This is a genomic window from Cytobacillus citreus (assembly GCF_018343665.1).
GTDB lineage: Bacteria > Bacillota > Bacilli > Bacillales > Cytobacillaceae > Cytobacillus > Cytobacillus citreus.
Window position 1 is genome coordinate 300,733 of the sequence record NZ_JAGYPM010000004.1, and the last position, 16,031, is coordinate 316,763.

The 16,031-nt window shown below is 37.7% G+C and carries 13 protein-coding genes; 12 read left to right on the forward strand and 1 reads right to left on the reverse strand.

What is annotated here, in order from left to right; genetic code table 11:
- Positions 1-321 precede the first annotated feature (321 nt).
- From KHA94_RS18045 to KHA94_RS18095, 11 genes are all read left to right on the forward strand, one after another.
- On the forward strand, positions 322-1,605 hold the full coding sequence (locus KHA94_RS18045) for an ABC transporter substrate-binding protein (protein ID WP_213103522.1): 1,284 nt from the start codon (positions 322-324) through the stop codon (positions 1,603-1,605).
- Between the two features lie 84 nt (positions 1,606-1,689).
- On the forward strand, positions 1,690-2,571 hold the full coding sequence (locus tag KHA94_RS18050; protein WP_213103523.1) for a carbohydrate ABC transporter permease: 882 nt from the start codon (positions 1,690-1,692) through the stop codon (positions 2,569-2,571).
- Between the two features lie 4 nt (positions 2,572-2,575).
- Positions 2,576-3,454, forward strand: a complete 879-nt coding sequence (locus tag KHA94_RS18055; protein ID WP_249365592.1) for a carbohydrate ABC transporter permease — start codon at positions 2,576-2,578, stop codon at positions 3,452-3,454.
- A gap of 129 nt (positions 3,455-3,583) precedes the next feature.
- Positions 3,584-6,160: a beta-galactosidase gene (locus KHA94_RS18060; RefSeq protein ID WP_213103524.1), complete on the forward strand. Its 2,577-nt coding sequence runs from the start codon at positions 3,584-3,586 to the stop codon at positions 6,158-6,160.
- A gap of 447 nt (positions 6,161-6,607) precedes the next feature.
- Positions 6,608-7,498 carry an ROK family protein gene (locus tag KHA94_RS18065; protein ID WP_213103525.1) on the forward strand — a complete coding sequence of 297 codons (891 nt, stop codon included), beginning with the start codon at positions 6,608-6,610 and terminating at the stop codon, positions 7,496-7,498.
- A gap of 16 nt (positions 7,499-7,514) precedes the next feature.
- Positions 7,515-8,681, forward strand: coding sequence for an AgaS family sugar isomerase (locus KHA94_RS18070; protein WP_213103526.1), 1,167 nt, complete (start codon positions 7,515-7,517; stop codon positions 8,679-8,681).
- 19 nt (positions 8,682-8,700) lie between these two features.
- On the forward strand, positions 8,701-9,867 hold the full coding sequence (nagA, locus tag KHA94_RS18075) for an N-acetylglucosamine-6-phosphate deacetylase (RefSeq protein ID WP_213103527.1): 1,167 nt from the start codon (positions 8,701-8,703) through the stop codon (positions 9,865-9,867).
- Positions 9,864-10,799, forward strand: coding sequence for a tagatose-6-phosphate kinase (lacC, locus tag KHA94_RS18080; RefSeq protein ID WP_213103528.1), 936 nt, complete (start codon positions 9,864-9,866; stop codon positions 10,797-10,799). Before nagA ends, lacC begins: the two co-directional genes overlap by 4 nt.
- 15 nt (positions 10,800-10,814) lie before the next feature.
- Positions 10,815-11,825 (forward strand): tagatose-bisphosphate aldolase, encoded by a 1,011-nt coding sequence (gene lacD, locus KHA94_RS18085; protein WP_213103529.1) that lies wholly within the window; start codon positions 10,815-10,817, stop codon positions 11,823-11,825.
- 405 nt (positions 11,826-12,230) lie between these two features.
- On the forward strand, positions 12,231-12,707 hold the full coding sequence (locus KHA94_RS18090) for an ArsR/SmtB family transcription factor (RefSeq protein ID WP_249365593.1): 477 nt from the start codon (positions 12,231-12,233) through the stop codon (positions 12,705-12,707).
- Positions 12,708-13,982 carry an MFS transporter gene (locus KHA94_RS18095; RefSeq protein ID WP_213103530.1) on the forward strand — a complete coding sequence of 425 codons (1,275 nt, stop codon included), beginning with the start codon at positions 12,708-12,710 and terminating at the stop codon, positions 13,980-13,982. It begins immediately after the preceding gene.
- 56 nt (positions 13,983-14,038) lie between these two features.
- Here the strand turns inward: KHA94_RS18095 and KHA94_RS18100 are convergent, their stop codons facing one another.
- Complete coding sequence (locus tag KHA94_RS18100; protein ID WP_213103531.1) at positions 14,039-14,794, reverse strand: class I SAM-dependent methyltransferase; 756 nt, start codon at positions 14,792-14,794, stop codon at positions 14,039-14,041.
- Positions 14,795-14,955: 161 nt separating this feature from the next.
- Here KHA94_RS18100 and KHA94_RS18105 point away from each other — a divergent pair, with 161 nt between their 5' ends.
- Positions 14,956-15,984: a DUF2332 domain-containing protein gene (locus KHA94_RS18105; protein ID WP_213103532.1), complete on the forward strand. Its 1,029-nt coding sequence runs from the start codon at positions 14,956-14,958 to the stop codon at positions 15,982-15,984.
- Positions 15,985-16,031 lie beyond the last annotated feature (47 nt).

The window sequence follows — 16,031 nt, forward strand, 5'->3', positions numbered from 1 at the left end:
AAAACACCTGTACTTTTGCGAGGGCACTGAAAAATCTCCGGTTTTTAAAGGGGCACTTTATCGCACAACCCAAAAAAGACGACTTAAAAATTCACATATGTGAAAATTGAGTCGTCTTTTTCAATCTTAGGGGGGCTATTTTGTCCTAATCATGTTCAATAACCTTGACAGTTTCGTTCATATCAGGAGACTTCCTGGACCACAATTATGTAAGTTTAAATTAAGAGGATAATATAAATCAAAGAAACATTAAAAAATATCATTCAATTAAATTGTAAAAATATTTAAAATATTATTATATAGTGTAAAGGGGGAAAAAAAGTGGTTAAAAAGAAAATATTTAAAAAATTAACCTTAGCTTTAGTAGGAGCAACACTACTAAGCACCATTGCTGTAGGGTGCTCAAATGCAAATAGCACATCAACAGATAGCGATAAAAAGGTAACACTGAAAATCGCTCTTTGGGGCGATGACGAGTATAAGTATATGTCAGAAACTAATAAGATTGCAGATGCTTATAAAAAGGAGCATCCTAATGTAACTTTAGAAATAGAAAAAATTGCACCAAAAGAATATGATAATACAATGAAAATTAGAAGTTCAGCAGGTCAGTTACCAGATGTATTTCCAGTTAGACAAGCAAATCTTTCACTTTACGCAGATATTATGGTACCTCTAAATGAATTAAAGGCAACTGAAAACAATTTATATGCTAAGGAAACGATGATTAAAGGAAATGTAATAGGGTTACCGGAAGCAGTATTTAATGAATTTGTTTTTTACAACAAGAACATTTTCCAAGAATACAATTTAGAAATACCTAAGACTTGGGATGAGTTTATAAAGGTTTGTCAAACAATAAAAGATGGTAAGAAATATACACCACTTGCATTGGGCTTAAAGGATTCTTGGGTAAATTATCCATTAAATGAATATATGCCAATGCTTGAAGCAGGAGATGGACAATACTACAACAAGATGGCTAGCAAGGATGATCCTTTTACAAAAGGAGAGCCATTCTACAATGCATATACAAAGATTCAAAAATTATATGATGCTAAGGTTTCGGGAGATGATCCATTAGGATATGGTTGGGATCAGCAAAGAGCAATGTTTGTAGCCGGAAAAGCTGGTATGTTAGCAGCTGGCTCCTGGTATAAGAGTGATTACATCACAAATGGTGGTAAGGAAGAGAACTTAGGAGTTTTCTTATTACCGACAAGGAATACTACTAGCGATCCATTCTACACTACTGCAATGACTGAATTCTTCTGGGGAGTTCCTAAAACTAGTAAAAATCAAAAGGAAGCAAAAGAATTCCTTGAATGGTTCTTTGGTGATTATTATACACAACTTGCTACTACTACTAATATTAAGCCTACAATGAAAGGTGTAAGTTATAATGATGAATTCTTTGCTCAAGCCTTTGAAGATGTTGATGCTGAGCCAGTAACAATTTTCTATGATGATAATTATAACAAGGTAATGAATGCCATGAAATTTGATGTTAAGGGCATAGGACAACAGATGGTGGCAGGAAAAAATAGTTTAGATTCTATAATGAAAGATTTAAATGCACAATGGAAAAAAGCAAGAGGTAACTAAAAAGTAAAATAATTAATTTTAAGAAGAATAAGGTGCCTTTAGCTACTTTATTCTTCTTTTAATTAGCAGGCAAGGAGTCGGGGTATGTTTAAAAAAAATGATTTAAAGATGCAGAAGAACTTTGTGCTAGTTACTTTTTTATTTATTCCCACTATTTTAATAAGTTTATTTATGATATATCCATTAATAAATCTAGTAGTAATAAGCTTTACAAGCTGGGATGGACTGAGTCCTACAAAAACCTTTGTGGGATTAACAAATTTCAAGAAAATAATATTTGATTCACCTGAGGTATGGGTATCGCTGAAAAATAACGGTGTATATTTTGTGGGACATTTGATTTTTATACCTATTGAATTATTTATAGCATTTTTATTAGACAAAAGAGTGAGATTCAGTAAGATGTTCAAAACTATTACATTTTTACCTTATATTATTAACACAGTTGCAGTTGCATGTATGTTTATGTTCCTTTTTAGCTCACAAGATGGAGTATTAAATAGTATGCTGCAGTTTTTTCATATGGATAAAATAGGATGGCTTAGCGACTCGGAAATTGTTAATTATTCTCTTACTGGAGTTTCTCTATGGAAATTTTCTGGTATCCATATAATCCTTTTTTTAGCGGCATTTCAATCCCTTCCAACGGACATGATTGAAGCATCTATTATTGATGGAGCAAGTACCTTTAAACAGTTTTATCACATTGTATTACCAAATATAAAGCCTGTTATTGAAATAGTATTATTTTTGAACATAAGAGGCGCATTGCAGATATTTGATATTCCTTATGTTATGACTGGCGGTGGTCCAAATCATGCTAGTGAAACTTTTACAGTACAAACAATAAATACAGCCTTTCAATATCAAAATTTTGGATTAGCCTGTGCAATGGCAATTGTATTGATGATCATCATAATAATTTTCTCCATTATTCAAAAAAAATTATTTAACTTAAAGGGGTGAGGCAATGGAAGCTAACTTAGAAATCAAAAAGGAAACCACTATTAATATGTCAAGGAGATCTGGCAGTGTAGGAGGAGTACTAAAAATACTACTATTTATATTTATATCAGCTTTAGTCATTTTGCCAATACTAATTACAGTTTTTGCATCATTTAAAAGCTTACCTCAGATCGGTTCAGAATCAGCACTTAAACCACCTACTAGTCTTAATTTTGACAATTATAAAGAGGTTCTTAAAAGTACAAATGTGTTTATTGCATTTAAAAATTCCACGATATTGGTTGTAGCTTCAGTTGTTATAAATTCTTTACTTAGCACGATGGTTGCATATTGTTTAACTAGATTTGATTTCAAGTTAAAAAAAGTATACTTTGCAATATTCCTAGTTGGATTAATAATACCAGGTATTGTTACTGAAATATCAAGATTTGGATTAATGACTAATATTCATGTATATGACACTCTTTTAGCACCTATACTCATATATGCCGGTGCAGATTTAATGCAAATATACATTTATAAACAGTTTTTAGAGCAGATACCGGTTTCAGTAGATGAAAGTGCCATGATGGATGGAGCATCATATTTTACAATTTACTGGCGAATAATTTTTCCTATGGTAATTCCTGCAACAGCTACTTTAGGCATACTTAAAGCTGTTGATGTTTTAAATGACATGTATATACCATTTTTATATATGCCAGGAGTGGAGAATAGAACTTTAAGTACTTTACTTCTTAATTGTATACAAGATCCTAGAACGTCTTCCATTCCAATGCTAAGTGCAGCAGCGGTTATCGTTATGATTCCAACTATATTAATCTACTTTATATTCCAGAAATATATTTTTAGTGGAATAGCAGCAGGTGCTGTGAAGGAATAGTGATGGTACTATCCATCAAAGGAATGAATAAAGGGTTTAATCATAAGGTGAAGTTAGAGGTGTAGCTGCACTTATATTTGATAGGAAAGTTATCCTTTCCTATCGGCTAAAAATTTTGGAGGGAAATCAATGATTACTTATGACCAAAAAAGCTGGAAAATTAATAATGAAAGAATCTTTATCCTATCTGCTGCTATCCACTATTTCCGCCTTCCAAAGGCAGAGTGGAGCGATGTCTTAGATAAGGCGAAAGCAGGGGGCTGCAATACAATCGAAACGTACATCTCTTGGAATTTTCATGAAATGAATGAAGGGGAATGGGATTTCTCTGGCGACAAGGATTTAGCACATTTTTTTGAGCTATGCGCTGACAAAGGATTATATGTGATTGCGAGACCAGGGCCATATATTTGTGCGGAATGGGATTTTGGCGGATTTCCTTGGTGGCTCTCTACGAAAAAGGGGATTCAATATCGTTCCAATGAACCTATCTTTTTACAATATGTAGATAAATATTTTGATCAGGTCATACCAATCATTGATGACTTCCAGTTAACGAAAAATGGGACAGTCATTATGGTCCAGGTAGAAAACGAATTCCAGGCATTTGGTAAACCTGACAAACAGTATATGGAAAGCTTGCGGGACGGTATGATGGCGAGGGGCATTGACGTACCATTTGTTACATGCTACGGAGCCGTGGATGGTGCTGTGGAGTTCCGTAATTTTTGGTCGCATGCCAAACACGCCGCTAATATCTTAGATGAACGGTTTGCCAATCAACCAAAAGGGGTTATGGAGTTTTGGATTGGCTGGTTTGAACATTGGGGCGGTAATAAAGCGGATCAAAAAACACCCGAGCAGCTTGAACGTGAGTGTTACCAGCTGTTAAGGAATGGATTCACGGCCATCAACTATTACATGTATTTTGGCGGCACCAATTTTGACCATTGGGGTGGCAGGACAGGTGGAGAACAGATTTTTTCCACGACATCGTATGATTATGATGTCGCCATTGATGAATATTTACAGCCAACAAGAAAATATGAGGTATTAAAAAGATTTCATTCATTTACTAAGTGGCTCGAACCGGTATTCACAAATGCAGAACAAACGGGTATGGATTTAAAGCTTCCTAGTGATATAAAATCTCAACGGGTCGTCAGTCCTCATGGTGAAGTGATATTTATTGAGAATGATAGACAGGAAAGAGTTCAATCACAGGCTTTACTTGATGGTGAAATCGTTCCGTTTACGATTGAGGCGAATGCAATTTTACCAATTGTCCTTCATGTGAATGTAGGAAATAGTTTTACCATTAAAAAACTTACTGGCCAGACGACAGGGTTCGAATCCAATCAGGCGGTCATTTATCATGAGGAGGGTCAACGCTCATTCTTAAAATTACAGCTTAATAGAAAGGCTGAAATACATTGTCCAATGCCAAACCGCTTTGAAATCGGTGAAGATGGTATGGTTGTGTTTTATTTATTTCATGGAAGCCTGCCACAAACCGTTCAGCTTTCATTTGAAGATGGTACCAGCTATTCGATTCAAGTGGTTTCAAGAAAATCTTTAGAAAAATCGGTTCCTCATTTGGAAAAGTGCTCAGCAAATTATCCATTACATTGGGAAGCGGCAGATGAAAAGCTTTGTTTTTTAAGCGGAAACGTGAAAGAGGCTGATAAACCGCTTGATTTTAGCAGCTTCGGACAGTTTAGTGGGTATTTAGGTTATGAAAGTGAATTTTATGCTGAGGAAACGAAGGATACGACGATTGTTTTTTCGAGAATCGAGGATCCCGTCATGGTCTTCTGTAATGGTCAATATGTCGGCAAGCTTAGTATGATTGGGGCTGCAGCTATTGAGGTTCCTGTTAAAAAAGGGAAAAATATACTAACATGCCTTGTCCAGAATATGGGAAGATACAATTATTCTCAAGCCATCGGTGAACCAAAAGGGATGAGTGAAGCGCCTGCACTAAATGGAAAGTATTTATCAATAAGGGAAGGATGGCTGGTTGAAGGGTGCGGTGTACGTCATCATTTATCCAATATTCCGAAAATTGAAGGGCGAATTGGGTTTTTAAGATCATTCATGAATCAGGGTTATGACCGTGCAATTCTGGTTGGTGAGGGAGTTTCACGAGTTCAGGTGAATGGAAGGTCAGTAAAAATGTTGATGGAAAGTCAAACGGCTTGGTCAAGAGGCAGTGCTGTATACGGGGTTGCGGATATTAGCGTTGCCTTAAAGCAGGGAGAGAATGTATTAGATTTAGATGTTCAGAATATTTCTAGTATTGGCCGGTTTGATCTCTATTTATTTAAGGAAGGGGAGCAAATTAGCAACTGGAAAACAAAATCATTTGCTCAGCTAGAAGAGGAAAAGGAATGGACAGTTGTGGATCCGCAAACGATTTCTCCACGCTGGTATAAAAGTTCTTTCGACTGGAAGCCAGAAAACGGTCCGATTGTAAAAGTTCGGTTAGATGGTATGAACAAAGGGTGTTTTTGGGTTAATGGCCAATGTTTAGGTCGTTACTGGAACATAGGCCCACAGGAGGAATATAAGATTCCAGCATCCTTGCTAACTAAACAGAATGAGATTGTCATTTTTGATGAAGAAGGTCTGAACCCAGAACATGTGGTTATTCAATCTTACATTCCATTGGTAAAGTCAGAAAAAAAGGAGTTTGTCACTAATTGACTATTTTTCGGAATATGTTGATACATGGTCATATGGCCGAGTCGCGAAAGAGGATTGGCGGAATAGAAGAAATTATTGTCGTGAAATAAATAGGATAATCGAATAATAAAGAAATGATCGCCATCAATCGGAATGAAAACATTTAACTTGTTGGGTTGACACTACAAGTGACAGTGGTATAATTTATTTATTACGACTTGTACCAACAACCCATCTTTTTCTGTGATATATTTTTAACATGCCTTTTTAAAAGGGGAGGATTGAGAAATGCGGGAACCGTGTTTCACTTCCGAGAAGCATAGTCAGATAGGCGTCATGTGGAAAACAGTTACAGAGGCTAGTAATCTCGCATAAGGCTATTGCCTGGGTGAAAGTAGGAAAAAGTTAAAGAAGTGCTGTGAAGCGCTGCTCATAAAATAGAAAATTGATTGTTGAGGCGGAGAAAAAATGAAAAAGGCAATCGGCATTGATATCGGCGGGACAAAGATTGCAGCGGGAATAATTTCGGAATCGGGAGAATTGCTTAACAGAAAGGAAGTGAAAAGTGATCCATCCGACCGCGAAAGCATGTTTGAACAAGTAGTAAAAGTGGTGGAACAAGTTCTTGAAGGGTCATCGTTTTCTGAGATAGAAGGTATTGGCGTCGGGGTACCTGGCAAGGTCGATCGTGAGAACGGTATCGCTGTCTTTCAAAACAATTTGCCTTGGCAGCAGTTTCCCATAACTGCCCGATTACAGGAGCAATTTGGCGCCAAGCCAATCACCATTGACAACGATGTCTATATGGCGGCTTTTGCTGAATGGAAAGCGGCACGTGTAAAAGGGAATGAAACCTTTGTTTATGTGACTGTCAGCACTGGAATCTCCTGTTCTATCATCCATAATGGTTCTTTTTTTAGGGGAGCTGGATTCGCAGGAGAGCTGGGATTGATTCCAGTTCTTTCGAAGCAAGGCAACGAACGATTGGAATTCATCGCTGCCGGTCCAGGGGTTGAGAAACTAGCAAAAAAAGAATTACATGAAGAACAAATTTCAACCAAGGATGTCTTTGCTGGATTTATCCATGGGGATCCAAGTTATCAATCTATCATTAATGAGGTGACTGGGCATTTAGCTCAAGGTCTCTATTCCATTTCATGTTTATTAGATCCACATAAGATGGTTTTCGGTGGCAGTGTCATTGTGAATAATCCTTTTCTGCTTGAGTTAATCAAAGAAAAGTTAAAAATCTATCAAATACCTGAACAACAACATCTTTTAGATCAGATGAGCATCAGTTCATTGGCGCAGAATAATGGAGTTGTTGGTGCAGGATTAAGAGTATTCGAAAGAATCTAAAGAGGAGTTATCGGATATGTTTACATTAAATCATGAAAAATTAGTGCCATTAGGTGCATCGATAACAACGGCGGAAATAAAACAGCAGCCTGAGCTATGGACTGAAACCTATGAATTGTTTTTTGAGAAAAGCAAGGAAATTGAAGCGTTTTTACTAAACTTATCAACGAGACATGGCCGGGTTCGGGTCATTTTTACCGGTGCCGGAACATCTTCTTATGTAGGTGATACAGTCACACCATACATAAAAGAAAAAATGGATGAAAGACAGTGGGAAATACTCAGTATTCCGACAACCACTTTAGTATCTAATCCATATCAATTTTTTAAAGCAGATATTCCAACTTTACTTGTTTCGTTTGCTAGAAGCGGTAATAGCCCGGAAAGTGTTGCTGCCGTAGATTTAGCCCAGCAAATCGTAACCGATTTGTATCAGTTGACGATTACTTGCGCAAAAGATGGTCAATTAGCCAAGCGGGCAGAAGGGGATGAAAATAACTTCTTACTATTGATGCCTGAAAAATCGAATGATCAAGGCTTTGCGATGACGGGAAGCTATACTTGCATGGCTTTGACAGCTTTACTGGTTTTTGACCCTTTGTCGGTTGAAGAAAAGTCGGTAATTGTTCATACGATTCGCCTTATGGGTGAAAGTGTCATTCGAAGGGAAGACGCCATCCAAGAGATGATCGATCTTGATTTTGACCGAATCATTTATCTTGGATCCGGAAGTTTTGAAGGCCTGGCGAGAGAGGCTCAGTTAAAAATATTAGAGCTAACTGCTGGAAAAATTGTCACGGCCTTTGATTCACCGTTGGGATTCCGACACGGTCCAAAATCATTTGTGAATGAAAAATCATTGGTTTTTTTGTTTGTTTCTAACCGTCCTTATACACGTCTATACGATTTAGATATGTTAAAAGAAATGCAGCAGGATAATATTGCCCGCTATATTTGTGCCATCGAGGTTGCTGGAGAAACCAATTATGATGGGAACTCGTTCGTTTTCGGCAGCGAGGCCCAATCCGTACCAGATGCATACTTGGCATTACCTTTTGTCATGATAGGACAAACGGTTTCACTGCTAGCTTCCGTAAAAGTTGGTAATACACCGGATACCCCTTCGCCGACAGGAACGGTGAACCGTGTCGTTAAAGGCGTAACCATTTATGAATATCAGTAAATCGATAGGGGAAAGTAGTATGTCTATTTTTATCTTTGCAGATCGTTTTTTTCTTGAAGGCAAAGTAGAAGGTCCCGGTTTTTTGGAAATAAAAGATGGAAAATTCGGTGATTTCTCAGAACGAAGACCAGATATTGCTGTAGAAATCCTTGATTATACGGGGCATTGGATTGCTCCAGGTTTAGTTGACACGCATATACATGGATTTAATAATCACGACATTATGGATAATGATTTTGAAGGATTGAATGAGATTTCCAAAGGGCTACTCTCGTGTGGCGTCACATCCTTTTTACCGACAACCCTAACCTCCTCGACTGAATCGTTGAATAACGTTGTCGAAATGATTGGTAATAATTACACGAAAGTTTGTGGGGCCAAAATTAAAGGGATCTTTTTAGAAGGGCCGTTTTTTACCGAAAAGCATAAAGGGGCACAAAATACGAACTATTTTTGTGACCCATCTCTTGAAAAGTTGAAAGTTTGGCAAAAATTATCCAATGATTTTATTAAAAAAATAGCGATTGCACCTGAAAGAAAGGGAGCGGTTGAATTTATTGAATATGCCGTGAGAGAAGAGATTGCGGTCGCGTTAGCCCATAGCGATGCCACGTATGAAGAGGCAAAGCAAGCTGTTGAAAAAGGAGCTTCGATCTTTGTTCATACCTTCAATGGAATGAGCCCTCTGCACCATCGGGAGCCGGGGATGGCCGGGGCAGCGATGAATTTAAAAGATGTTTTTGCCGAAATCATTTGTGACGGGAACCATGTACATCCTGCCGCCGCCAATATTTTAATGAATGTCCGTGGCAGAGATCATACTGTTTTGGTGACTGATTGCATGATGGCTGGGGGAATGCCGGAAGGAACCTATCAGCTGGGAGAATTTCCTGTAGAGGTGAAGGCTGGGGCTGCCCGCATCGAAGGAGGCAGTTTAGCAGGCAGTATTTTACAGCTGAAAGATGCCGTTAAAAATGTCGTTGATTGGGGAATTGCCACACCTGAGGAAGCGATTTATATGGCGAGTACCGCTCCCGCAAGAAGTATTGGGATGGATGGCGAATGCGGGAAGATTGCTGAGGGATACGCTGCTGACTTTATTGTGTTGAATCCTGATCTCGATTTAATTGCAACTTACCTTGATGGTGTTTGTCGTTATCAGTTACGGAAAGAGGGAGTGAGATGATTTTAGCGGTAACCATGAATCCATCGGTTGATATTTCCTATCCACTTCATGAATTCAAGTTAGATGCTGTAAACCGTGTGGAAACTGTCAGAAAAACGGCTGGCGGTAAAGGCTTGAATGTTGCCCGAGTGATTGCACAAATGGGAGAAAAAGTCCTGGCTACCGGTGTGCTCGGAGGAACTATCGGTGATTACATCGTCCAGGAATTAAATAAAAGTGATATTTCCAATGACTTTTTAAATATCGAAAGAGAATCAAGAAATTGTATAGCCATTCTTCATGAAGGCATGCAAACGGAAATTTTAGAATCTGGGCCAACCTTAACGAAAGAAGAAGGGGCTGATTTTTTAGGGAAGTTTGAGGATCTGCTGTCTAAAGTTTCATTGGTGACGATTTCAGGCAGTTTACCGAAGGGGCTGCCAGCTGATTATTATCAACAAATGATAGAAATAAGTCAGAGGAAGGGTATTCCTGTGATATTGGATTCGTCAGGTGACCCGTTAAGGAAAGCCCTGTTATATAAAGAAAAACCATTTGCTATTAAGCCGAATATTACGGAATTGTCGCAGCTGCTCGGCATGAAAGTGGATAGCGGGATACGCCATTTGCAACAAGCTTTGGATCATGAGTTGTTTCAAGGGATTGAGTGGATTGTCGTCTCAATGGCTAGTGAAGGTGCCTTTGTTAGAATTGGTGCGGCTGATTACCGGGTTACCATTCCTAAAATAGAAGTCGTGAATCCAGTCGGGTCCGGAGATGCGACCGTTGCCGGGCTGGCGGTGGCACTGAATCGGAATCAGCCTGCTACGGCAGTACTTAAAACGGCTATGACCACGGGTATGCTGAATACGATAGAAGCTGGAACCGGTTCGATTAACATGACTAAGTTCAATCAGTATTTTGATTTGGTAAAAGTAGAAAAAATAGATTGATAGGGGGTAATATTGATGCTAGAGTTAACAAAAAACAAATTGGCAGCTTTAAAGCGTCTATCTGATGAAAATGGTGTGATCGGGGCTTTAGCAATTGATCAACGCGGCTCATTGAAAAAAATGATTGCAGCGGGAAGTGCGAATCCTATCGGGGATGAAGGCATCATCCGTTTTAAAGAATTGGTTTCTGAAGAGTTGACACCCTATTCAACTGCGATTCTATTAGATCCAGAATATGGACTGCCGGCTACTAAAGTCCGTAGCAAAGACGCCGGTTTATTGGTTGCCTATGAAAAAACAGGCTACGATGCAACAGCAGTGGGCCGTCTGCCTGATTTATTGCCAGAGTGGTCAGTGAGACGATTGAAGGAAACTGGTGCTGATGCTGTTAAATTTTTACTGTACTATGATGTGGATGAAGACGAGAGAATTAATGATTATAAGCACGTCTATATGGAACGAGTAGGATCCGAGTGTGCAGCCGAAGATATTCCGTTTTTCTTGGAAATCGTATCTTATGATGCCAATATTGATGATGTAAAAAGTAAAGAGTATGCAAAGGTGAAACCGCATAAAGTGATAGAGGCAATGAAGGAATTTTCTAAACCACAGTATCGTGTTGATGTTTTGAAAGTAGAAGTTCCTGTGGATATGAACTTTGTCGAAGGTTACACAGAAGGTGAAACCGTCTATAGCAAGGAAGAAGCTGCAGCGTATTTCAAAGAGCAAAGTGCGGCAACGGAGCTTCCGTTTATCTTTTTAAGTGCTGGAGTAAGTGCGGCATTATTCCAGGAAACATTGAAGTTTGCCAAAAAATCCGGTTCCAGCTTTAATGGCGTGTTATGCGGCCGCGCCACCTGGAAAGACGGCGTTGCGCCATTTGCTTCCGATGGTGAACAGGCTAGCCGTGAATGGTTTCAAGTAGTTGGTAAAAAGAATATTAATGAATTAAATGTTGTTTTAAAAGAGTCCGCCAGCTCATGGTTTGATAAGATAAAAAATAATAATAACCTTGTATCTTCTTAATTTAGTAGCTAAGTAAATATTTTTTATTTTTACATATAATCGAGTTCTGTCCAAGAGTTTTGGTTACATGAATTCCAACTTCGCTCTTCTAATTTGAAAAAAAGGCCGGTTTCATCATGTGAAACCGGCCATTTTCTATTGAAATAAGTATTTTCAAGATTAGAGCGTTCCTCCCAACATTCCGGAAAGGACAATCACATTGAGGGGATTCTTTTTCTTCTTTAAAAAACAAATAATTTGAGATTGTTAGACAGATTCACGTACGGTTTGATAAGGAGGAAGCCATGAGAGTCGTTTCCCTACTTTATTTTTGTTTCTATATTTCAAAGTTATCTGTTGTGTTCTAAAAAATTAGAACATATAATAAAATTAAAATGATATAAATTTTCAGAAAGGTTGACCGATATGCAATTTGAACAAAAAACAATGGGCATTAATCTAGAACAACAAAAGTTAATATCAAGTCCGCTTAGAGTAAAGATTATTTACTTATTAGACGAACGTCCGATGACTGCAAAGCAGGTGGCAGATAAAATAGGCAAGAGTGCTGGAAGTATACATTACCATATTCAGCAGCTATATAATGGAGGAATTTTAGAAATTGAAGAGACGCGAGAGAACAAAGGGATTATTGAGAAATATTATCGTGCAATCGCGACCCATTTTCGATTAGTCGATGCTAATGCACATGAACAAGAAAAAAGGAATCGCGCAAGAGGTTCGAGCCTATCCTTATCAGAAGAAGAATTAAGAGCGTTTGAAGCAGATTTTGATGCTTTATTAATAAAATATGCAAAGAAAACAGTAATAGATGATCATGTACGTACTCCGTATCGTATTTTATGTCAGTTTGAAAAGTTAATGGACGAGGAGGACAATTAAATGGCAGGAGCTATCCAAAAGAATCTCATGTTATTTCTCCTTGGAAAAATGACAGCTGTTCTTGGTTCGTCTATTTATGGTTTTGCCATTGGCTTGTATATTTTAGCCAAAACAGGATCAAGCCTCAACTTTGCCATTACGTTACTTTTAAGTGCTTTGCCAAGGATATTGCTTTCGCCAATTACAGGCACGATTAGTGATCGTTGGAATAGGAAGATCATCATTATTACTTCTGATTTTGCTTGTGCGATTTGGCTAATGATTGTGTTTTTTATTTTTACCTTTTTGTATCCGGAAATATGGGTTTTATATTTGGCAACCGCTGTTCTTAGCATCCTCAATACATTTTACTCCAATGCGGTCACATCAGCGATTTACAATATGGTTGGCCCAGATCATCTACAGAAGGCGATGTCTTTGAATCAGGCAGCAGCTTCATTGTCCACTATTTTAGGTCCAGTTCTCGGAGGAGTTTTCTTCGGACTATTTAATATAACCACCTTCATGATTATTAACATAATCACCTTTACAATCTCGGGGTTGGCAAGTGTTTTCATCCAATATGATTTATTTGCAGAAAAAAAGGAAAAAACGAGCGGTAATACCGTTTTTACAGATTTGAAATTAGGTTTCTCTTATGTGAAGGAACAGGCCTTCATTAAAAATCTCATTATGATAAGCATCTTCCTTAATTTTTGGTTTGCCGTATTTCCAGTTGCATTGCCTTATCTAGTATTAACTGTTCGGAAAATGGAATCGTACCAGCTAGGTATTATCGAAGGATCATTTTCTGTTGGGATGTTATTTATGTCGATTTTCCTTTCAACAAGAGCGGAGATCAAAAGAAAGGAATTAAGTATACTTGGAGGCTTAATTGCTATGTCCTGTGTTCTAATTTTAATTGGGCTTCCAAACTTTCCAGGAATGACGAATGTCTCGAATGGGATTTTCTTTCCGTATTTAATCTTGATGGTCTTGCTTCTTTCAACCTTTATTATGATCGTAAATATGCCAATTATGGTGCTGCTCCAAAAAAGCACGCCGGATCATTATCGAGGTAGAGTGATGTCCTTGCTTGAAACTGGTGCAAGTGCCATGTCACCTTTAGGATTTATTCTTTTTGGCTTTGTTCTTGAGAAAATGCCAGTTTGGATTTTACTCGCTATCTGCGGACTTAGCATCATTTCGCTTATTCTTTACCATATTAAAAAGAAGACATTTGTCGAGCATTTGCGAAACATAGATAAACCGAAAGAAATGGCTTTGAAAGCATAAGCTTAGTAAACTGAAAAAGACTTTGGTCGCGAGAACAACGTCTTTTTCAATGAAATTTACTTCCTTGCCTTAATAATAAATGTATTCGGAACCATTCTAGTTTTATAAAGGGAATAATACTTTTCGGTAAATGCGTCTTCCTCCGAATTGAACCTACTTGAGGCATTACCTTCAATCAATCTTTCAATTTTGAAACCCGCTTCTATTAATGAGTTAATATAAGTTTCTAATTTTCTTCTATGTAAAATGACTGGGAGCTGCTCGCCCTTAAAGGAATTAAACATAACAGGCTCCTCAAGCTGATATGAACCTTGTAGAATGATTGAATTATTTTCGGCCTTAACATGAGGATAAATCGGATGCTCCCAGCTGAAAATAAAAGTGCCATCTTTTTTTAAATAGGAATAAATATACTTCAAAGTTGTTGGTAGGTCAGTAGTCCAGCCGAGTGCGTAAATGGAATAAACAATATCAAAATAGTCTTGAGGCAGGTACGTATGATCCTCCATTGCTACACAAAACAATCTAGGATTATAGTCTTTTAAAACTTGCTTTGCAGTTTCAATTTGTGTTGATGATAAATCAATCCCCCATAATTCATGGGCCCCATTATCTGCCATATATTTCAGAGAATGTCCACTTCCGCAGCCAATATCAAGCACCTTCTTATGATTGATATCATCAAATAGCTTTATTTCATCCTCTGTAACGGTTAACGGTCCGTATTCCGGAAGAGACTCCACCCCGAAGAATTTTGGTGCGACCACATCCCAACAATCCTTATTGATTTTTAACATTTCGAGTTTTTCCATCCATTTTAATCTCCTATCCATATGTTTAATAAACCTTTCAACACAAGAACTTGAACTTCCTTCTTGAAAATTTTAATAATTCTTAAAACAAATTAGTAGATTAATAAACTGAGTGTTATAATAGAAAAAAATTCCCAGATATTTACTGGAGGGGGGTGCTTATGAACAAAGAGCTTTTATCTAAACGGTTTTATCAATTTGCTGTACGGGAATGCCATGATTCCAGTCCATTGTATGAGTGGCTGTCTTTGAAAATTTCAGAAGATGAAGAAATGCTTGAACTTAGCTCCCATGCAAGAGAAGGGCAGCCTGTTCCGAACCTATTTTTAGGGGCGATTCATTATCTTTTAATAAAAGGAGTAGACCATTCTTTAAAGGATTTTTATCCAAGTATTGTTGAGAATGCTAGTATTATTGAAGATTCTTTTCCTCATTTCAAGGATTTTTGCCACCATAATAGGGAAGATATCATTTCCATTCTTAAAAATAAGCTAGTCCAAACAAATGAAGTGAGACGATGTGGTTATCTTTATCCATCTTTTTCTTATATTTATAACAAGACGAAAAAACCGTTAGCGTTAATTGAAATTGGAACGAGTGCAGGCTTTCAGCTTCTATGGGATAAATACTCTTACTCTTATAATGGGAAATATTTTTACGGAAATAATGATTCAAACCTGGTAATCGAAACAGAAATTAAAGGTGGTGGCATACCAGATTTCCTTCTGAAAAGCCCGCCTGTTTCAAATAGATTTGGCTTAGATTTACATATTAATGATGTAATAGATAATGAGGATGCTCTATGGTTGAATGCCCTTATTTGGCCGGAACACAGGGAGAGAAAAGTTCTATTTGAAAAGGCAACCAGCTGTATAAAGCAATATAAAAGCGAAATTAATCTTATTGAAGGAGATGGAGTAGAACTGCTGCATCAATTTGCTTCTAAGATTCCATCTGAATCGACCCTATGTGTATTCCATACTCATGTTGCTAATCAAATGACTAAGGAAATGAAGGAAAAGCTGCTTGTCCAGATAAAAGAAATCGGAGGGAAAAGGGATGTTTTCCATCTTTATAATAATATTTGGGATGGAAAATTACATCTGGATTCCTATTGTCAGGGGAAAGAGGAGCTCAGGATTATTGGAGAAACAGATGGGCATGGAAGATGGTTTACGTGGGAGCTTTAACAGATATATAAAAGAAAGCAGATCCTCAAAGAGAACTGCTTTCTTAA